The organism is Sporolactobacillus vineae DSM 21990 = SL153, assembly GCF_000377985.1.
In the GTDB taxonomy this organism is placed as follows: domain Bacteria; phylum Bacillota; class Bacilli; order Bacillales; family Sporolactobacillaceae; genus Sporolactobacillus; species Sporolactobacillus vineae.
Window position 1 is genome coordinate 59,759 of sequence record NZ_KB899044.1, and the last position, 19,420, is coordinate 79,178.

The 19,420-nt window shown below is 53.1% G+C and carries 14 protein-coding genes; 12 read left to right on the forward strand and 2 right to left on the reverse strand.

Annotation, left to right across the window (positions count from 1 at the left end):
• Positions 1 to 221 precede the first annotated feature (221 nt).
• Positions 222 to 2,261, forward strand: coding sequence for an acyltransferase family protein (locus D889_RS0104575; RefSeq protein ID WP_010631226.1), 2,040 nt, complete (start codon positions 222 to 224; stop codon positions 2,259 to 2,261).
• Positions 2,262 to 2,283: 22 nt separating this feature from the next.
• On the opposite strand, the gene D889_RS0104580 is transcribed toward D889_RS0104575, so the two are convergent.
• Entirely contained in the window at positions 2,284 to 2,985 is a 702-nt protein-coding gene (locus tag D889_RS0104580; protein ID WP_010631225.1) for a DUF1361 domain-containing protein, read from the reverse strand.
• A gap of 189 nt (positions 2,986 to 3,174) precedes the next feature.
• Here D889_RS0104580 and D889_RS0104585 point away from each other — a divergent pair, with 189 nt between their 5' ends.
• From D889_RS0104585 to D889_RS0104630, 8 genes are all read left to right on the forward strand, one after another.
• Positions 3,175 to 4,581, forward strand: coding sequence for an isochorismate synthase (locus D889_RS0104585; protein ID WP_158511565.1), 1,407 nt, complete (start codon positions 3,175 to 3,177; stop codon positions 4,579 to 4,581).
• The gene (gene menD / locus D889_RS0104590) at positions 4,568 to 6,313 is read left to right on the forward strand and encodes a 2-succinyl-5-enolpyruvyl-6-hydroxy-3-cyclohexene-1-carboxylic-acid synthase (protein ID WP_010631223.1); all 1,746 of its coding nucleotides are present in this window, start codon (positions 4,568 to 4,570) and stop codon (positions 6,311 to 6,313) included. Before D889_RS0104585 ends, menD begins: the two co-directional genes overlap by 14 nt.
• Positions 6,306 to 7,133, forward strand: coding sequence for a 2-succinyl-6-hydroxy-2,4-cyclohexadiene-1-carboxylate synthase (menH, locus tag D889_RS0104595; protein ID WP_010631222.1), 828 nt, complete (start codon positions 6,306 to 6,308; stop codon positions 7,131 to 7,133). The genes menD and menH overlap by 8 nt, the downstream gene beginning before the upstream one ends.
• A gap of 16 nt (positions 7,134 to 7,149) precedes the next feature.
• A complete protein-coding gene (gene menC, locus D889_RS0104600; RefSeq protein ID WP_010631221.1) occupies positions 7,150 to 8,265 on the forward strand; it encodes an o-succinylbenzoate synthase in 1,116 nt (371 codons plus the stop codon).
• 209 nt (positions 8,266 to 8,474) lie between these two features.
• Positions 8,475 to 9,362, forward strand: a complete 888-nt coding sequence (locus D889_RS0104610; protein WP_010631219.1) for an alpha/beta fold hydrolase — start codon at positions 8,475 to 8,477, stop codon at positions 9,360 to 9,362.
• 159 nt (positions 9,363 to 9,521) lie between these two features.
• Positions 9,522 to 11,243, forward strand: a complete 1,722-nt coding sequence (gene acsA, locus D889_RS0104620) for an acetate--CoA ligase (RefSeq protein WP_010631218.1) — start codon at positions 9,522 to 9,524, stop codon at positions 11,241 to 11,243.
• Positions 11,244 to 11,356: 113 nt separating this feature from the next.
• Positions 11,357 to 13,435 (forward strand): thioredoxin domain-containing protein, encoded by a 2,079-nt coding sequence (locus tag D889_RS0104625; RefSeq protein ID WP_026039034.1) that lies wholly within the window; start codon positions 11,357 to 11,359, stop codon positions 13,433 to 13,435.
• 41 nt (positions 13,436 to 13,476) lie between these two features.
• Positions 13,477 to 14,133, forward strand: a complete 657-nt coding sequence (locus tag D889_RS0104630) for an HAD family hydrolase (RefSeq protein WP_010631216.1) — start codon at positions 13,477 to 13,479, stop codon at positions 14,131 to 14,133.
• Positions 14,134 to 14,141: 8 nt separating this feature from the next.
• Here D889_RS0104630 and D889_RS0104635 read toward each other — a convergent pair whose 3' ends face one another.
• Positions 14,142 to 14,873 (reverse strand): SIR2 family NAD-dependent protein deacylase, encoded by a 732-nt coding sequence (locus D889_RS0104635; protein ID WP_010631215.1) that lies wholly within the window; start codon positions 14,871 to 14,873, stop codon positions 14,142 to 14,144.
• 203 nt (positions 14,874 to 15,076) lie between these two features.
• Between D889_RS0104635 and D889_RS0104640 the strand changes: the two genes are divergently transcribed.
• From D889_RS0104640 to D889_RS0104650, 3 genes are all read left to right on the forward strand, one after another.
• Positions 15,077 to 17,347: a DEAD/DEAH box helicase gene (locus D889_RS0104640; protein ID WP_010631214.1), complete on the forward strand. Its 2,271-nt coding sequence runs from the start codon at positions 15,077 to 15,079 to the stop codon at positions 17,345 to 17,347.
• A complete protein-coding gene (locus D889_RS0104645; RefSeq protein ID WP_010631213.1) occupies positions 17,338 to 18,615 on the forward strand; it encodes a ribonuclease H-like domain-containing protein in 1,278 nt (425 codons plus the stop codon). Before D889_RS0104640 ends, D889_RS0104645 begins: the two co-directional genes overlap by 10 nt.
• A gap of 198 nt (positions 18,616 to 18,813) precedes the next feature.
• On the forward strand, positions 18,814 to 19,389 hold the full coding sequence (locus D889_RS0104650) for an SLOG family protein (protein WP_033403888.1): 576 nt from the start codon (positions 18,814 to 18,816) through the stop codon (positions 19,387 to 19,389).
• Positions 19,390 to 19,420 lie beyond the last annotated feature (31 nt).

Below are 19,420 nucleotides of genomic sequence, written 5' to 3' on the forward strand. Positions count from 1 at the left end.
ACAGATTGTAACATTGACTGACTTGCGGATCGTGTTATCTTAATAAAGAGGCTTGTGTCACCACAGCATTATCGTTCGTTCAGACAGTTTCATCTTTATAGCAGCGGCATCCGTTCATTCAGTAAAATGACGGGTGCTGTTTGAGACGAATCGATGAAACGGAATCGGTTACCTGTGTGCCGGTGTCAGGCTGACTATGTCGGAGAGGGTTCGGGAAATAAATGACACACAAGAACATCAATTCTGAAATGGAAAATCAGGAATCAATACATATGAATCAGGAACAACAACAAACGGATGGAGGAAGCGGAAGAAGGGAGGAATGGCTGCGCGAGAAGCACCGCCGGTATATGCCTGGTCTGGATGGACTGCGGGCGGTCGCCGTATTTGCGGTGATCTTTTTTCATCTGGGATTTCCATGGGCGGGCGGAGGTCTGCTCGGTGTCAGTATCTTCTTTGTTCTGTCAGGCTATCTGATCACCGATATACTGATTTCAGAGTGGCAGGAGCGGGGAACGATCAGCCTGAAAGTCTTCTGGCTGCGTCGTGCGCGGCGGCTGTTTCCTGCGCTTTATCTGACGCTGATCCTGCTGCTGTTCTGGCTGATCTTCTTCCGTCCGTCCATGCTGGCGTCGTTCCGCCTGGACGCACTGGCGGCAATTTTTTATGTTAGCAACTGGTGGTATATCGTCCATCATCTGTCCTATTTCGAGAGCTATGCCAATCCTTCTTTACTGACGCATTTCTGGTCGCTGGGTGTTGAAGAGCAGTTTTATTTATTCTGGCCGCTGCTCATGATCTTTGCGCTGCGTCATCCGAGAGTGCGCCGCTTTCTGGCTATCCTGACAATTGGGGCGGCGATACTTTCCGCGGTGTGGATGGCTGTGCTTTATCAGCCGGGAGAAGACCCGAGCAGAATTTATTACGGGACAGATACCCGGGCCTTTTCACTCCTGATTGGTGCGGCACTGGCCATGATTCTGCCGAGCCGCAAATTCACGCAGATGACGCTGACCAGGATACAGCGTCTTTTGCTTGAGGCATCCGGAGTTCTCGCTTTTGCTGTGGTGGTGACGATGATCGCCTTATCGAATGAGTATGACGGCTTCGTGTACCAGTGGGGAATGTTCGTGCTGTCACTGGCTACCGCGGTTGTCATCGCAGCTGCAGCACATCCGTCAACATGGTTCGGCAAGATACTGGGCTGTTTTCCGCTGCGCTGGATCGGCCTGCGTTCCTATGGCATGTATCTGTGGCAATATCCGATCATCATGCTGTCGCTGAATAATTTTGATGCCGGTGTGCCGCGGCTGGCCAGATACATCGTTGAAATCGTCCTGATCATTGTTGTCTCAACGCTGTCTCTGGAGCTTGTGGAAAATCCGTTCCGCTCCGGCGCTGTCGGACGCTTTTTCCGGAAAAATGTGTTCCGGAAACCCAGGCCAGCCCGCTGGCGGATCATTATTCTGACCGGTTCCCTGCTGTTTCTGGTCGTCTCCGGCGTCAGCGCCCTGGCACAGGTAAGGGCCCAGGGAGCGAAGGCGGCCAATGTTCAGATGGTGCGCAAGAGCATCGCCGGTTCATCTATCCAGGCACCGACGGACAGCAAGGACAGTAAATCGAATAAAAGCGATTCTGGAAATCGGGCAATAAAAAAACCGGCGGGCACGAGCCGTCATCGCGCCGCAACCAAAACCGCCGTGAAAAATACATCGGGCCCGGCAGCGAAAAAGTCGCAGCCGGCAAAAGCACCTTCAGCCGGCGGACAGCCAAAAAGCACGCTGGCTCAGAAAAAGATATCGGCGATCGGCGACTCGATTATGGTTGATGTCCAGCCCTATCTGAATAAATCATTTAAACAGATCACCGTCAATGCACAGGTCGGCCGGCACATTGAGCAGGCACCAGCCATTGTCAGCCAGATGAAACAAAATGGTACGCTCGGATCGGCCGTGATTATTGAACTGGGAACCAATGGTCCGGTAACCTCCGGACAAATGGCCGCACTGGTTCATCAGATCGGTTCCGAAGTGCAAATCATTGTCACAACGACGCGTGTACCACGGCCCTGGGAGGATCAGGTGAATCAGACGATGAAGAAGGCTGCGTCCACGTTCAAAAATGTTCATCTTGCCGACTGGTATGCCGCCAGCACCGGCCACAGCGAATTCTTTGCCCCGGATATGATTCATTTGAATCCGTCGGGCGCCAAAGTGTTTGCAAATCTGCTCTATGCGACGGCTGCAGCAGCAGTTAAGTAAATTTCGGCCCGGGGAGCGCTCGTCAGGATCTGAAACGGGTTCCATGATGGCTGCCAAGATCGGTGAACGTCAGGAAAAGCCAGTAACTGAGTAGAATATAGACGGCAAACAGCAGCGAATAGCCGATTGCGTACAGATTAACATGTGACGCCAGCTGTGTGAGCAGGCGGGACGGGTGAATGATATCCCAGGAGTTAAAGCGCAGAAATCGGCCGATAAACATGGCATAGCCGCTGATCAGACAGATCAGGAAGATGGCCAGATGGGCATGCTTAGTGCCCAGCCGGCGCGTCAGGTGGTCGTGAATAAGTGCCATGGAGAGCAATCCCGACAAGTTGCCGAAGAGGACACCGATACCAATCTGGATCAGGCTCAGCCAGGCGGCCGGATTTTCAGTCATCACAACGCGCGCTCCGGACGCAGCATCCGTAAAGAATGAAACCGCCGACAGGTGTGCAAAATCGGTAATCATATAGGGCGCATTGGGGAAGAAGAGCAGCCAGAGCATCCCCAGCGGCAGGTTATATCGCCATGAACCGGCAGACGGCGGCCGGAACTGCCAGGCGAAAACCAGCGGCAACAAGGCCAGAAAACAGTTCCAGATCATCATCAGATTGATCATCCGCTGCGTGATTACAGCGACCGGCAAACTGAAAACGAGGTACAGTACAAAAAAACAGAGAACGGCGTTTTCTGTTGATCGGATGTGACGGACTGGTTTCAAAGGCACCGACCTCCAGCTGTCCCAATGGACGCATTTAGGTTCCTGTTCCATCATACGGGAAAAATCCGGAATTAGAGCGGTCCGCCGGAATGCCGTTCGGACTCACCTATGTTTTGACAATAACGGAAAGAAAGCATTACCCTTAAAAAGGCACAATTAAAGGACAAGTGGAAACTCAGGGTGATGATCATGGATACAGAATATGAGACAACATGTCTGAAAATAAATGGTTCCGGCAGGAAAAATTCAGAAGAAAGGCTGATCAGCCTGACCATCGGAGTTGAAGAGATGGATCCGCTGATTTTTTATCAGACGGGTCAGCCATTGGCAGCAGGAAAACGTTTCTACTGGCAAAGCCCGTCGGGGGATTTAACACTTACCGGCATTGGTGCGGCGGCTGTGATTCACGCCGGATCCGGGCGGGACAGGATGCTCCGTGTCCAGAAGCAATGGTCGCAGTTAACCGAACAGGCGGTTCAGTACGGAGATGCCAGTTTGCCGGGAACCGGTCCGATTCTCTTCGGCGGTTTTTCGTTTACTCCGGGAAAAGAGACGGATAGACTCTGGGGCCATTTTGTGAACGGACTTTTTCTTCTTCCCAGACTGATGCTGACCGTAAATCATGGGCAGACTTTCCTGTCGGTGAATGCCCTGCATCAGCCGGGTGAGTCTTTGGAACAGCTCGTCCGCATGATGAAGCAGCAGGCTGAAGACGTGCAGCAAATGCCGTCCGGCCGGGCAGTGGAACAGAGACCGGAATTGCTGCAGGCAGATCAGCAGGCGCCGGATGAGTGGCTGACGCTCGTCAACCGGGCCGTCGCCGCGCTGAAGGCAAAACAAATGGATAAGGTGGTCCTGGCAAGAACGCTCCGGCTGCACTTTAACGGCCACCCGGATGCAGCAGCCGTTCTCCGCAGGCTGAAAGCACAGCAGGCAGGAGATTTTATCTATTGTCTGGAGGCATCGGGGGATTATTTTATCGGTGCTTCTCCTGAGCGTCTTGTCCGGAAACAGGATTCGATGATTGAATCGATGTGTCTGGCCGGATCGGCTGCGCGCGGACAGACAAAAGAAGCGGACGATTTGCTGGGAGACCGTCTTTTACATGATGCGAAAAATCGCCGCGAGCATCAGTACGTCGTGACGATGATCCGGCAAGCGCTCGGCAAGCTGTGCCGTTCGCTGACGGTTCCGGATCACCCGGTTCTGATGAAAAACCGCGACATTCAACATTTATTTACTCCAGTCAGCGGCAGATCCGGCGACAATTTGTCCGTTCTCCATTTTGTTGAACAGCTGCATCCCACGCCGGCTCTGGGCGGTCTGCCGCGCGACCGCGCGGTACGATGGATTAGTGAAAACGAGCCGTTCAGCCGCGGGATCTATGGTGCACCGGTCGGCTGGTGCGACAGGCACGGAAATGGGGATTTCTCAGTCGGCATCCGCTCCGGACTGGTTCAGGGTCATCAGGCGGTATTATTTGCCGGGTGCGGCATTCTCGAGGCATCCGTTCCGGAACAGGAATATAAAGAAACGAAGACAAAGTTCAGGCCGATGCTGAACGGACTGGGGGTCGATACAGATGGAGCACAGTAAGGTGATGACGGCTTATCTTACCGCGGTCATCGATGAACTCGTGGCCGGCGGCGTCAGAAAAGTTGTGCTCAGTCCCGGATCACGGTCAACACCCCTCGCGCTTCTGCTGGCTGCCTGTCCGGAAATACATATTTATCTCGATATTGATGAGCGTTCTGCCGGGTTTCTGGCACTCGGAATGGCCAAGGCAGAGAGGCGGCCGGTGGCGCTTGTCTGCACCTCCGGAACGGCAACGGCCAATTATTATCCGGCCGTAGTCGAAGCTTTCTATGCCCGTGTCCCGCTGATCGTGATGACCGCAGACCGCCCGCACGAATTGCTGCACGTGGGCGCACCGCAGACGATTCAGCAGGCAGGTATGTACGGGAATTATGTTAAAAGTGCATCGGAGATAGACATTCCCGAACAGGACCTAACGATGATCCGGCATGACCGGCTGATTTGCGCGCGTGCCGTCGCACTTGCCGTTACACGGCCGTACGGGCCGGTTCATCTTAATTTTCCGCTGCGTGAGCCGCTTGTTCCGCAGATTCCGGAACCTTGGCCAGAGAACCGGTTTGATTCAGCAGCAGTTCGTGTCACAGCGGGGGTCAGGACATTGCCCGGGACGGAGGTCGAGGTACTGGCGGCCGGCTTGAAAGGCATCAAGAAGGGCCTGATTATTTGCGGTGAACTGGAAGCGGCCGATGCCGGTGCAGAACTGCTCCGGCTGGCGGAAAGACTGGGCTTTCCGCTGCTCGCCGATCCGCTGTCCGGCCTGCGGCGTCCAGATGCAGGTGCTACCGTGATCTGGAGCTATGACACGTTTCTCAGAGCAGAGCACACAGCAGCGTCTTTTCATCCGGAATTAATTCTGCACTTCGGTGCCGTTCCGGTGTCAAAAGGACTGAAGCTCTGGCTGAAAGGGCAGACTTGCCCGCAGTTTGTGGTCGACGGCGGCGATGGCTGGCGGGATCCGGAAGGAACAGCCCGGAAAATGATCTATTGCGATGAAGCCTGGCTTTGCCGCACGCTGGCAGACCGGCTGCCGAGACAAAATGACCGCGAATGGATCGGCCGGTGGCAGCGTGTCAGCGGCGAGACCGCGAATGCGCTTGCCGATGTGCGCCATCGGCCGCTGCTTGATGAAATGCAGGTTTTTGCCTGCCTGCAGGACTTGCTGCCGGCTGACGCGCATTTATTTGCCGGCAACAGTATGCCGATCCGTGAACTGGATACTTTTTTAACCGGAGATCATTCGTTCCCGGCGGTCTACGCAAACCGTGGCGTGAACGGAATCGACGGGGTCGTGTCGACAGCTGTCGGTGTCAGCCTTGTAAAGAAGCACACGGTTCTTGTCATCGGTGATCTGAGTTTCTTTCATGACATGAACGGACTGCTTGCCGCCAGGCAGCATCACGCGGATCTGACGATCATTCTGATGAATAATGACGGCGGCGGCATTTTCTCGTTCCTTCCGCAGGCTTCGGAGAAGAAATATTTTGAAGCACTGTTCGGTACACCGCATGGCCTTGATTTTGCCCATGCCGCCGCACTGTATGGCGCAGATTATTCTGAAGTCACTGAGCTTGCCGGTTTTGAACAGGCGCTAAAGCACGCTTTTCATCGCTCCGGTCTCAAGATTATTGAGGTCCCGGTGAGCCGCAGTGAAAATGTGGCCGGACACCGCCGCCTCAGGCAACAGATCGGCGATGCTCTTGCCGGTTTTCGTGGAGATGAAACGAATGATTAAAAATCTGCGCGGCGTTCCCTATCATATCGAAATCAGCGGCACAGGAAAGCCGCTGCTTCTTTTGCATGGCTTTACCGGGAGTCTTAACGCCTGGCGGTTTCTGAAATCATCAATGGAAAAGCATGTTCAGCTGATCGGGGTCGATATTATCGGACACGGCAGATCCGGCAGTCCGGCAGATCCTCAGCGGTACACCATGGAGGAAACAGCACGGGATCTCCGGGATCTGATCGGGCAGCTTCACCTGGCCAGAACGGATGTCCTTGGCTATTCGATGGGCGGTCGGCTCGCGCTCAGCTTCGCCATGCTGCATCCGGAATGCGTCGGCCGGCTGATGCTCGAAAGTGCGTCGCCCGGGCTCCGGACCCGTCAGGAACGTGAAGATCGGCGGTTGCACGACGGGAAACTGGCAGAAAAAATCCGGATTGAAGGGATACACCCGTTTGTCGATTTCTGGGAAAATATCCCACTGTTTCAGACGCAGAAAAAGCTGCCTGCCGACAGAAGACAAAGCGTCAGAGACGGGCGGCTGGCAAATTCTGTTCAAGGTTTGGCCTGCAGTCTGAGGGGGATGGGCACCGGTTCCCAGCCGTCCTGGTGGGATCAGCTGCATCGTTTCACCCGGCCTGTGCTTCTGATTACAGGCAAGGAGGATGCAAAATTCTGCCGCATCGCCGCGGAGATGGAGAAGCAGCTGCAGTATGCGGCGTGGACGGTCATTCCGAACGCCGGGCACAATACCCATCTTGAACAGCCTGCCGAATTTATCCGGGCCGTTCATCATTTTCTCCTGGACACGAACGAACTTCCGAAGGTATGAAAGGAGTTGCCCCGTCATGCAACTGGCCGGTTTCACACTGCGGTTGATTGAAGCGCCGCTTAAAGCACCGTTTATCACGCATCTCGAAACCGTCCGGAAACGGCAGGCGATCATTATTGAAGCGACAGACCGTGACGGCCGGACGGGATTTGGCGAAGCGGATCCTTTTTCCAGTCCATGGTATGCAGGGGAGACGATTGACACGTGCTGGAAGGCGCTGCGCGATTTTCTGCTTCCGCGTGTTCTGGATCACGATCTGCATGGCGCAGCCGCACTTGACACGCTTACCCGTCCGGTCCGCGGCAACCGGACGGCCAAGGCCGGACTGAGCCAGGCAATCTGGGATTTATATGCCCGGGAAAAAGGATGCACTATCGGTAAGTTGTTCGGGGCAACACGGAAACATGTTGATGCGGGAGCGGTCATCGCCGCGGAAGGACCCGATCAGGCACTGGCAATGATCGAACAGCTTCTTCCTGCCGGCTATAAACGCTTCAAAATAAAAATCTCCCGTCACAATGACCGGAAGCTCCTCGACGCAATCCGAAGCCGATACCCGGAACTTCCGCTGATGGCCGATGCAAATTCGGCTTATACCCTCGATGATCTGGACCACTTGAAAGGGCTCGACGCCTACCGCCTGCAGATGATCGAACAGCCGCTCGGTGAAACGGATCTGGTCGATCATGCGCAGCTTCAGCGTGTCCTGGCTACGCCGGTCTGTCTTGATGAAAGCATCCGGACCAGCGACGACGCCCGGTCGGCACTCGCACTGGGCAGCTGCCGCGTGATCACTGTTAAGATGGCACGTGTCGGCGGCTGGACCGAAGCTGTGCGGATCCATAATCTGTGCCGATCACAGAATGTCCCGGTCTGGTGCGGGGGCATGATTGAATTCGGCATCGCCAAGGCACACAATATGGCGCTCGCCGCACTCAGCAATTTCACACTGCCCGGTGACCTTTCCCCATCCTCACGATACTGGAGTGAAGATATTATCGAACCCGGGATTATGGTCAACCATGGATCGATTAAAGTCCCGGAAGGACCGGGAATCGGTGTCTCAGTCAATCGTAAAACCCTGGATCGACTGACCATAGCGAGGATCACACTTAATTCACAAAACGTTTGAGGGAGATTCCAGGGCCAAATGATTTCGGGCTGCTGTTTGCACTTGATCCGCCTTTCTATTTTCTCAGAACGGAGCGGCACATGGCTGGATTTATTGCTGTTTCGCGTGAAATCGTATACATTGTTAGAAGATGGCAAGATCCGATTGCCTGATGCCAATGACGGCAACGGATCCCAGCCTGTAAAGGCAGCACAGGAGGCGTTCAAAAGATGACCTCGGTTTATCGGAACACGAAAGATGCAGAGAGAAAGTTTCTTGCAGCCTACGACCGGACCCTTCAGGCCTGGAACATTCCCTTCGATTCTGAATTTGTGATCACGTCCTTTGGGAAAACGCATATTCTTGTTGCGGGAAAGGAACATTCAGAACCTCTGTTTCTTTTTCACGGATTTGCTTTCAGTTCGGCAAGCTGGATCGACAATATCCCGGCGCTGAGCGAAATGTACCGGGTGTATGCGGTTGACTTTGTCGGCGACATTAACCGGAGTACGGCATCCCGGCCGGTCCGGTCGAAAGAAGACTGCGCGCAATGGTTTCGTGAACTGCTCGATCATTTTGAGATCCGGCGAACGCATATTGGCGGTCATTCCTTCGGGGGATTTGTTGCCCTTGTTCTGGCAAGCTATGCCCCGGAATCGATCAGCAAGGTGATTGCAATCAGTCCCGCCGGATCCTTCCGGCGGCAAAGTATCCGATTCTTTTACAAATGCCTGCTTGCCGGACTTTTGCCGTCGACCCGCAGACTGGACAATCTGGTCCGTTATATGACCGGGGCGGGGCAGACCGTGAACAGGCTGCTGAGTGACCAGTTTATCACAGCGATGCAAAACGCGTTGCCGCGGACCCGGCTTTTCCCTTCGCGTCTGAGCGTCAGAGAGCTGGGCCGCATTCAGCAACCGGTACTGCTCCTGATTGGCGACAGGGACATCCAGTATGCTCCGGAAAAAGCCATTAAGCGCGCCGAAAGTGCACTCCCCATGATTGAAACACATCTGATCAGTAATACCGGTCATGGACTCCCCTTCGAACAACCCGCGAAAGTCAATCAGCTGATGCTCCGGTTCCTGAGTCGTAAAGAGGCCGAAAAGAAGGCGTGAACGGCGTCTTTTCCTTGCATTTTAAAAATTCTTTGTTCTCAGAAAAAATTGTGTTGGTCCGGAGCAATTGTTTTGATTCTTCCAAAGAACCGGCATATAATGATGTAAGCGCTTTAATGTGAACATTCTGTGACATTTTATTCGACTGGAGGAATCTCAATGCAGGAACAATTGCTGTTACCGGCCGAACACGGAACACATGATCTGGACAATATCGAGAAGCTCAGAAAGTCCTTTCAATGGAAACAGGCGGAGAACTTTTTCAGTTGGAAAAAGACGGGGAAAATGAACCTTGCTTATGAAGCCATTGACCGGCATGCCGAGCATGGCAGAGGAGAACAGACGGCACTGTATTATTCGGACCAGGTGAGGGATGAAACGTACACATTCAATCAATTGAAAAGACTCACCAATCAGGCGGCCAATATTTTGAAAAATGACGCCGGAGTTGAAAAGGGCGACCGGGTATTCATCTTTATGCCGCGTTCGCCCGAACTCTACATTTTGTTTCTGGGCGTGATCAAGGCCGGGGCGATTGTCGGGCCGCTGTTCGAAGCTTTTATGGAAGGAGCGGTCAGAGACCGTCTGGAGGACAGCGGGGCAAGCGTTCTGTGCACCACGCCTGAACTGCTCTCCCGTGTTCCGTATACCGAACTCCCAAATCTGAAAAAAATCATTCTTGTCGGCGATACGGTGCAGGATGACGGCTACTTTATTGACTATCAAAAGGCCATGGATCGTGCAGAACCGACGTTCCCGATCGAATGGATGGATAAAGATGACGGACTGATCCTGCATTATACCTCAGGTTCAACAGGGAAACCAAAAGGCGTACTTCATGTTCATTACGCGATGGTGCAGCATGCGCAGACCGGGCGATGGGTGCTCGATCTGAAAAAAGACGACATCTATTGGTGCACGGCTGACCCCGGGTGGGTGACCGGAACTTCTTACGGCATTTTTGCCCCGTGGCTGAACGGTGCAGCCAATGTCGTCCGCGGCGGCCGTTTCAGCCCTCAGGACTGGTATGAAACGATTGAAAAATATCAGGTGACGGTCTGGTACAGCGCTCCGACCGCTTTCCGGATGCTGATGGGTGCAGGCAAAGCACTGGCGGATCAACACGATCTGTCCAGTCTGCGGCATGTACTCAGTGTCGGTGAACCGCTCAATCCGGAAGTCGTGAAGTGGGGCTGGGAAGTGTACCATAAGCGGATTCATGATACATGGTGGATGACCGAGACAGGAGCGCAGCTAATCTGCAATGTCCCGAGCATGACGATTAAAGCGGGTTCGATGGGCAAACCGCTGCCTGGAATCACGGCGGCTATTGTCGACAATTCCGGGCATGAACTCCCGCCGAATACAATGGGAAACCTGGCGATTAAAAAAGGCTGGCCGTCGATGATGCACACGATCTGGAATAATCCGGAAAAATTTAATTCCTACTTTACGCCAAACGGCTGGTATGTATCGGGCGATTCGGCGTACATGGACGAAGACGGCTATTTTTGGTTCCAGGGACGGGTGGATGATGTCATTATGACCAGCGGTGAACGAATCGGCCCCTTCGAAGTCGAGAGCAAGCTGGTGGAGCATCCTGCCGTGTCGGAAGCCGGGGTCATCGGTATCCCGGATCCTGTCCGCGGTGAAATCATTAAAGCTTTTATCTCATTGAGAGAGGGCTTTACCGCAACCGAAAGTCTGAAATATGAGATCCATCACTTTGTGAAAAACGGTCTGGCCGCGCATGCCGCTCCGAAAAAGATCGATTTTCTTGAAAAATTACCGAAGACACGCAGCGGCAAGATCATGCGCCGTGTACTGAAAGCCTGGGAACTGAACCTACCCACGGGAGACCTGTCGACCATGGAAGATTGACTTCTAAACTGATGAAAATGATATCCGGCGCCGCAGCCTGGCGGCGTCTTTTTTGTCTGTTCGCTGATGCGTTCGGTTATAATAAGGTCAAACAAAAAAAGGACGTATTAAAAATGAAAGATCGATTCAGTGCAAAATATAACTGGCTCATCAAGGAAAAATCGCCTTACTTATTGCAACATGCCACAAATCCGGTAAACTGGCTTCCGTGGACGCCCGCCGCTTTTCAGAAAGCAAAACGGGAGGGAAAACCGGTACTCGTCAGCATCGGCTATTCTGCTTGTCACTGGTGTCACGTGATGGCCGGCGAATCATTTGAGGATCAGGAAACGGCGGCACTCTTAAACGAAAATTATGTATCCATCAAGGTGGACCGTGAAGAACGGCCGGATATTGACGCCGTTTATATGAAGGTCTGTCAGACGCTGACGGGACAGGGAGGATGGCCGTTGAATGTCTTTCTGACGCCGGATCAGACGCCCTTTTACGCAGGTACGTATTTTCCCCTCCATGCAGCTTATGGGCATCCCGCCTTCAAGGATGTGCTCCGGGAGCTTAAAAAGCAGTATGATCAGAATCCGGATAAAATCGCTGCGATTGGATCGCAGATTATGACAGCTCTGGCGAAGCAGAGCAGAAGCGGGCGGAAACTGACAGATGAGACAGTGCGTAAGGCATACGAAGCGCTGTCCGAAAATTTTGATCCTCGGTTCGGTGGTTTCGGCGATGCACCGAAGTTTCCTGCACCTCATCAGTTGATCTTCCTGCTTCGTTTTGGTTCGCTGACCGGAAAGAAGCAGGCAATGGATATGGCTGTCCGAACGCTGCGCGCTCTGGCAGAAGGCGGGATTCGTGATCATATTGGCGGTGGATTTTGCCGCTACGCAACGGACAGGCAGTGGCAGGTGCCGCATTTTGAGAAAATGCTGTATGATCAGGCGATGCTGGCAGCGGCGTTTACCGAGGCGTATCAGGCAACCGGAGAGGCCGCGTTCAGAGATGTTGTCGCGACGATCTTCGACTACTGCGAACGTGATTTGCTGAGTCCTGCCGGCGGCTTCTACTGTAGTGAAGATGCGGATTCCGAGGGTGAAGAGGGCAAATACTATCTCTGGAATCCCGGTGAAGTCCGTGCCGTGCTGGGAGCGGATGCGGGCCTTTTCTGCGAGGTGTATCACATTACAGACGCCGGAAATTTTCACGGACAAAGCATTCCGCATCTGAGCGGAAGTGACCTCGGCCGTATTGCTGAAGCAAATCATCTGTCACTGCCGGCCCTGAATCAGCAGCTCGCTGCTTCCCGGCATAAACTATTTGCCGCGAGACAGAAACGTGTCCATCCATTTAAGGATGATAAGATTCTGACCTCATGGAATGCCTTGATGATCGCGGTACTTGCTGAAGCAGGAAGGGTGTTACATAACAAACATTATGTTAACTTAGCGAAATCTTGCTTTCATTTTATTGACACACACTTAGTTCAGGACAGCACACTGCTTGCCAGGTACAGGGACGAAGAGGCCAGATTTTCAGCCTATCTGGATGATTACGCTTTTTTAACTCTGGCTTGTGAGGCGATGTATGAGGCGACCTTCGACTTGACGTATCTGGAGAAGATGAAGGTCTGGGGCGACCGGATGACCGGCCGGTTCATGGACCGGGAGCACGGCGGATTTTTCATGGAAGAGCCGCAGTCAACGCTGATTATCCGCAACAAGGAGGCTTACGACAGCGCGGTGCCCTCGGGAAACAGTGCTGCTGTCCTTGCACTGCTCAGACTCTCGGAAAGAACGGGTGATCAAAACTATATCCATTACGCGGATCAGGCATTCGCCGCCTTTGCCGATGAGGTTTCCGAATATCCTGCCGGCTATACATTTATGCTCTCTGCACTGATGCTCCGGCTCTCCGGTCCCAGTGAGCTGGTTGCTCTGCAGGGAGCGAAAGGGGAGGCCGCAGTGGCCGAACTCAGGTCCTCTGATCTTCCTTATCTGCCGGGACTAGCCTTGTATGCCGGAGACCCCTGCCGGCTTTCCGCGTTCAATGAAAACATCGGGATCTACTCACCGATTGCCGGAAGGACGACGTACTTCTTCTGTCAAAATTTTATCTGCCATCTGCCTGTCACCGAATTTGCGAAGCTGAAAACGCAGCTGAATGATGAGGCTCAGAAGACTTCAAAAACGGATTGATGATACAATAGAAAAAGAAATCATGGTCTGGGGGAGAGACAATGGAATTCAAAACCGTACTTTTTGATTTTGACGGCACCGTGGCCAACACGCTGCCCTTGTGCATCCACGGCTTCAAATCGGTTTTCAAAAAATATGATCATCGTTCGATCGATACGGAAGGGATCATCTCGATGTTCGGTCCGACCGACGACGCGATGATCCGCAAAAATTTGCGCGATCAGGACGCCGTTCCGGAAGCCATCGAATTTTACTATCAGATCTATACAAATGAACATAAAAAATATGTCGGGGATCATCCGGCTATTCTCCGTCTTCTAAAAGCGCTGAAGCGCAGACAGATCCAGGTCGGTCTGATTACAGGCAAGAGCCGGCGCGCCTACACGATTTCGGAAAAACTGCTCGGCTTCGAAGGCTTTTTCCAGAGCGTGATAACCGGAGACGACGTCACGGTGCCGAAGCCCGATCCGCAAGGGATTCTGAAAATGCTGGATCATTTTCACGCAAACAAGGAAACAGCGATTTACATTGGCGACAGCAACAACGATATTCTCGCCGGGAAAGCGGCCGGGATCCATACCGCTGCGGTACAGTGGTTCCCGATGTCTCAGTCCGGTTCCTACCCGGCCGGTCCGGATTATTACTGGACCGACGTGAATGACTTCATTGACCTGCTGCAGCGCAGCAATCCGGTCTGAAACCCTGGTCAGTTCAGGGCAGCATCCGGATCAAAATGGTTGAAGTCGGTTTTGACAAAAGAATCGATACAATCCATCTGCAAAGCTTTCCGGTCATTGATCAGCAAGGTCGGAACGCCTTGCATTTTTGCGTATAACGGGAGCCTGTTTGCCGGTGTTACGGCAAGCGATGAACCCAGCACGATCAGCCGGCTGGCCCTGCGCACAGCCTGTTCGGCTTCCTCAAAACCGCGCACGGCTTCGCCGAACAGAACGATGTCCGGTTTCAGAACGGCACCGCAGATGCTCCCTTTGTCTGTTTCGGAGGAGCAGCGGGGAAAGGCCTGATCACGGATTGATGCCGTGCTGTAGACTTTGCCGCAGCGCGGACAAACCGTCCTGGCGAACGAACCGTGAATTTCAATGACATGCGAACTGCCGGCCTGGCGATGCAGCCCGTCGATGTTCTGCGTCATCACGGTCACTTTATGGTGCTTTTCAAGATCTTTAATCCAGAGATGAACCGGATTCGGCCGGGCAGAGAGCAGAAGATCCGCGTCGAATAAATTCCAGTAAAAGGTCCAGAAATCTTTCGGGTGACTGTGCAGATACGCGATATTCAGGCAGCGCTCAACGTCGGCATTCTTGTAAAGCCCGTTTGCGCCGCGGAAAGGCGGAATCCCCGACGGAACACTGACACCCGCACCGGTCAGTACAGCCAGAGTATCATCAGCAGCGATCAGCTGATTCAATGTCGTCATTTTACTTCCCCCAGTCATTCGTTTCTAACCTTATTTTAGGATCACCAACGAACAGAATATAGCGAACGTGTATTCGATATGTTATAATTATGAGATGAAAAACGAGTTCGATCATGACGCGGGATGCTCATAATCTCTACGCCGATCCGTGAAGTGACGGAAATGACGATCATGTTCAGAGAACACAAGAGGGAGGGGTCATAATGAAAGCACGGCAATCGATGGATGAGCTTCTGAGCGATCTGAAAAGGGATCCGAATGTGGTTCACTGGCATACGGTACCCGGTCGCGAGGCGGTGTCCGTACCGTTTCCCGAAAGTCTCGACAGCCGTATCTGCCGGGCGCTGAACCATCGCGGCATCAATGCTTTATATAGTCACCAGGCCGACGCCTTTCAATCAGTCATGGCCGGCAAAGATGTTGTGCTCGTGACGCCGACAGCTTCCGGAAAAACGTTGTGTTATAACCTCCCCGTATTGCAGCATTTGCTTGACGACCCGACTTCAAGGGCACTGTATTTCTTCCCGACGAAGGCACTGGCTCAGGATCAGAAGAATGAAATGGAACAGCTGATTCAGGAAATCGGCGTGCCGTTAAAAAGTTATACATATGACGGCGATACCTCCGGCACAATCCGGCAGTCGATCCGTCGTGCCGGGCAGATTGTCATGACCAATCCCGACATGCTCCATTCATCGATCCTTCCCCATCATACGAAGTGGGTTTCATTTTTTGAAAATCTTAAGTTTATCGTGATCGATGAACTTCATGTCTACCGGGGGGTGTTCGGCAGCCATGTGGCCAACGTGATCCGAAGGCTGGAACGGATCTGCAGCTATTACGGGAGCCATCCGCAGTTTATCTGCACGTCAGCGACAATCCGGAATCCCCGGGAACATGCGGAAGCTCTTACGGGACGTAAAATGACCCTGATCAACCGGAATGGCGCACCGGCAGTCCGCAAACATTTTCTGTTCTATAATCCCCCGGTGGTTAATAAACAACTGAATGTGCGTGAGGACGAGATGATCGCCGTGAAAACAATTGCAGCACGCTTTCTGAAGAACCGGATTCAGACGATTGTGTTTGCCCGAAGCAAATTGAAGGTCGAGCTGCTGGTCAGCCACCTCCAGGAAATCAACAGCGGACGTGACGAGAAAGCGAAAATCTGTGCCTATCGCGGCGGCTATCTTCCTCTGGAACGCAGACGCATTGAGCGCGGCCTGAGAAACGGCGATATCATGGGCGTGGTCAGTACCAATGCACTGGAACTGGGCGTCGACATCGGCCAGCTGCGCGTCTGCATCATGACCGGCTATCCTGGAAATATGGCGAGCGTCTGGCAGCAGGCGGGGCGCGCCGGAAGACGTCAGGGGGATGCAATTATTATTATGGTTGCGTCCTCCAATCCGCTTGATCAGTACATGGCGACGCATCCGGATTACTTCTTCTCGCGGAACCCTGAAGACGTCAGAATCAACCCGGATAATCTGATGATTCTTGCCGACCACATCAAATGTTCGGCCTATGAGCTGCCCTTTAAGAAGGGTGAGAAATTTGGCGGTCAGCCGGCCGACGACCTGTGTGAATTTCTTGCCGATGAGGATCTGCTTCACTTTCAGGCTGGTAAATGGTACTGGATGAACGATGCATTTCCGGCCAATGAGATCAGTCTTCGCTCGGCTGTTCAGGATTCATTTGCGATTGTCGATGTGACGGACCGCGGTCATGCCCGGGTTATTGGTGAAATGGACCGGTTCGGCGCAATGACCATGCTCTATGAAGACGCCATCTATATTCACCAGGGCGTTCAGTATCATGTTGATCAGCTGGACCTCGACGAGCGGAAGGCTTATATCCGCAAGGTCAACGTCAACTACTACACGGACTCTGATCTGGCGGTACAGATGGACGTTCTGGAGACGGACGAGAAAAAACCGCTGCAGGGGCTGGACGCGGATCAGTCGTTCGGCGATGTTTCCGTCCGTGCACTGCCGACTGTTTTTAAGAAAATTCGATTTGAAACGATGGAAAACATCGGCTGGGGGCATATTCATCTTCCGGAGATGGAGATGCATACGAACGGGACCTGGATCAGCTTTTCAGAGGCCTGGACCAATCGTTTCGGCAAGGATGTTTTTCAGGGCGTGCTCGCCGGGCTGAGCCATCTGCTCCGGCATGCGGCGCCGCTCTTTGTCCTCTGCGATCAGTCGGATTTATCGGTGGTCCCGAGAATCAAGGCTACCCATAATGAGCTCCCGACCCTTTTCATCTACGATAAATATCCTGGCGGGATCGGGCTGAGTAAGAAATTATATGAGGCGATGCCGGATCTGCTCCGCAAGGCGAGAGAAATGGCGGCGGCCTGCGACTGCGAATCCGGCTGTCCGTCTTGCATCGGCTTTGTCAGCGAAGGACGTGCTGCAAAACAGGCTTTGCTTCATCTGCTGGGAGCGGTTGCACCATGTCGCTGAAACAGAAACTGGCTCTGTATAAAAAGCAGCTGCATCAGGCACAGCAGGCTGAAAAACAACCGATTCACCGGCAGACCGAAGATCACAGTACTGAGAACGAATCAGAAATTCTTGTTGCAGCAAATGCCCTTAAATCGGGAATTCGCCGTTTTGAGGACGAGTATGTACTTGTTCATTCCGAGCAGCTTTCTCTGACCCACAAGATCGGGCCGTATCGACCGGGAGATCTCTTTCGTACGGTCGCACTCTGGCACGAAGGCCCGAAAAATCATCCCCTTTCCGCGGCAGCACTGCGTGCAGAAGATCTGCTCTTTTTTGATACGGAAACTACAGGCCTGTCCGCCGGCGCCGGTGAGATGATTTTTCTGATTGGTATGGCCCGGGTCAACCGAAATGGTGTCGTGCTGAAACAGTATCTCCTTCCCGGTCCGGGGCATGAAGTGGCTTTTTATGATGCGTTTCTGTCAGACTGCGGTTCACTGAAAAATCTGGTTACTTTTAACGGGAAGGCATTTGACTGGCCGCGGGTGAAAACCAGATATCAGTTTGTCCGCGATCAGGTTCCCCGGTTACCGGCTTTCGGTCATTTCGATCTCCTGCATGCCTCCCGCCGTCTGTGGAAAGACAGACTGGATTCGGTTCGCCTGCAGTCGGTTGAAAAGGCGATTCTGTCGATGGGAAGGACCGATGATGTTCCTGGAAAAATGGCTCCGTATCTCTATTTTAAGTTTTTGAAACATCCTGATGCCGGACTGATTTCCGGTATTCTGGAGCATAATCGCGAAGATGTTCTGTCGCTGATTTCCCTTTATATTCATCTTTCCGGTCTGATTCTCGGCGATTTGCCTGCTGATGAAGGCGAATCCTTCCAAATCGGGCGCTGGTTTGCGCAGCTTGGTGCCGCAGACCGGGCACGTTCACTATTTGAACCGCTGGCCCTGCGCAGCGATGCGTACGGCATCCGGTCAAAAATTTTTCTGGCAAAGTTGTGCAAGCGGGCAGGGAAGTATGGGCATGCACTGTCGCTGTTCCGGTCGGCGATTGCTGAAGAGAAGGAACCCGACAATCTGCTCTTTATTGAAGCAGCCAAGCTCATGGAGCATCAGTTTCGGGATTACTCCGGTGCCATGCACTATACGCAGCGAGCCATTCACGGTCTCAGGGAGCGCGCGAACGCGGAAGATCATTCCGGAGCAGCCTTGCTGTCGGATTGCCTGAAGCGGCTCAACCGGCTCGATCAGAAAATGCTCAGGGAAAACAATGGCTGAATCTTTGGAAATAGTCCGCGTCAGCATAGAAATATTCCCCGGGCAAGCGCAAAAGGGGTCATAAATCGCCTTTTAGCGCCGATATTTTTACTATTTAAAAGATTTAACGACATTTTTCTCAATTCCGGACGGTCATTGTGCGAGAACGGACCGGTGAACTTCTTTTTCCTGATGTTGAATAAGAAAGGAAGTGAAACAGTGAATCAGGAATCGCTGCTTGTTGCCGGCTATAAGCCCTACGAGCTGGGCATTCTTTCTGCGGATCATCCGGGTATTCCGGTAATCCGGTACTGCCTGCGGAACCATTTGCAGGAGATGGCGGATGCCGGTCTGAAATGGGTGGTGATCAGCGGAGAACCCGGCGTGGAGCTATGGGCCGCGGAAGAAACGCTTAAACTGAAGCGAACGTATCCGGAGCTGAAACTGGCCGTTCTCGTCCCTTTTCTCGGCCAGGAGGAACGTTTCAAGGACTGGGTCCGAACCCAGTATCAGTCTGTTCTTGAAAAAGCTGATTTTACCGGAGCCATCAGCAATCGTCCGTATGAAAGCCCGGTGCAGCTGCGCCAGAAGAACGATTTTCTGGTGGCCAAAACAGACGGTATGCTTGCACTCTATGATGAAGAAAAGGCAGGGTCGCCCCGATACTACCTTGCTGCCGCCCGAAAAAGGGCAAAGCGGGAGAATTATCCGGTCACGCTCATCGATCGTTATGATCTGGAACTCGCCTCAGAAGATCTGCGGGAGCAGGATCCGGATTACTGGGCGCAGAAGTGATTGACAAGACCGGCTGAATTTGAAAAAATGA

Excerpts from the sequence above, each read along its gene's own strand:
- D889_RS0104575 (WP_010631226.1), top strand. The coding sequence starts at position 222 with ATGACACACAAGAACATCAATTCTGAAATGGAAAATCAGGAATCAATA.
- D889_RS0104585 (WP_158511565.1), top strand. The coding sequence starts at position 3,175 with ATGGATACAGAATATGAGACAACATGTCTGAAAATAAATGGTTCCGGC.
- menD (WP_010631223.1), top strand. The coding sequence starts at position 4,568 with ATGGAGCACAGTAAGGTGATGACGGCTTATCTTACCGCGGTCATCGAT.
- menH (WP_010631222.1), top strand. The coding sequence starts at position 6,306 with ATGATTAAAAATCTGCGCGGCGTTCCCTATCATATCGAAATCAGCGGC.
- menC (WP_010631221.1), top strand. The coding sequence starts at position 7,150 with ATGCAACTGGCCGGTTTCACACTGCGGTTGATTGAAGCGCCGCTTAAA.
- D889_RS0104610 (WP_010631219.1), top strand. The coding sequence starts at position 8,475 with ATGACCTCGGTTTATCGGAACACGAAAGATGCAGAGAGAAAGTTTCTT.
- acsA (WP_010631218.1), top strand. The coding sequence starts at position 9,522 with ATGCAGGAACAATTGCTGTTACCGGCCGAACACGGAACACATGATCTG.
- D889_RS0104625 (WP_026039034.1), top strand. The coding sequence starts at position 11,357 with ATGAAAGATCGATTCAGTGCAAAATATAACTGGCTCATCAAGGAAAAA.
- D889_RS0104630 (WP_010631216.1), top strand. The coding sequence starts at position 13,477 with ATGGAATTCAAAACCGTACTTTTTGATTTTGACGGCACCGTGGCCAAC.
- D889_RS0104635 (WP_010631215.1), bottom strand. The coding sequence starts at position 14,873 with ATGACGACATTGAATCAGCTGATCGCTGCTGATGATACTCTGGCTGTA.
- D889_RS0104640 (WP_010631214.1), top strand. The coding sequence starts at position 15,077 with ATGAAAGCACGGCAATCGATGGATGAGCTTCTGAGCGATCTGAAAAGG.
- D889_RS0104645 (WP_010631213.1), top strand. The coding sequence starts at position 17,338 with ATGTCGCTGAAACAGAAACTGGCTCTGTATAAAAAGCAGCTGCATCAG.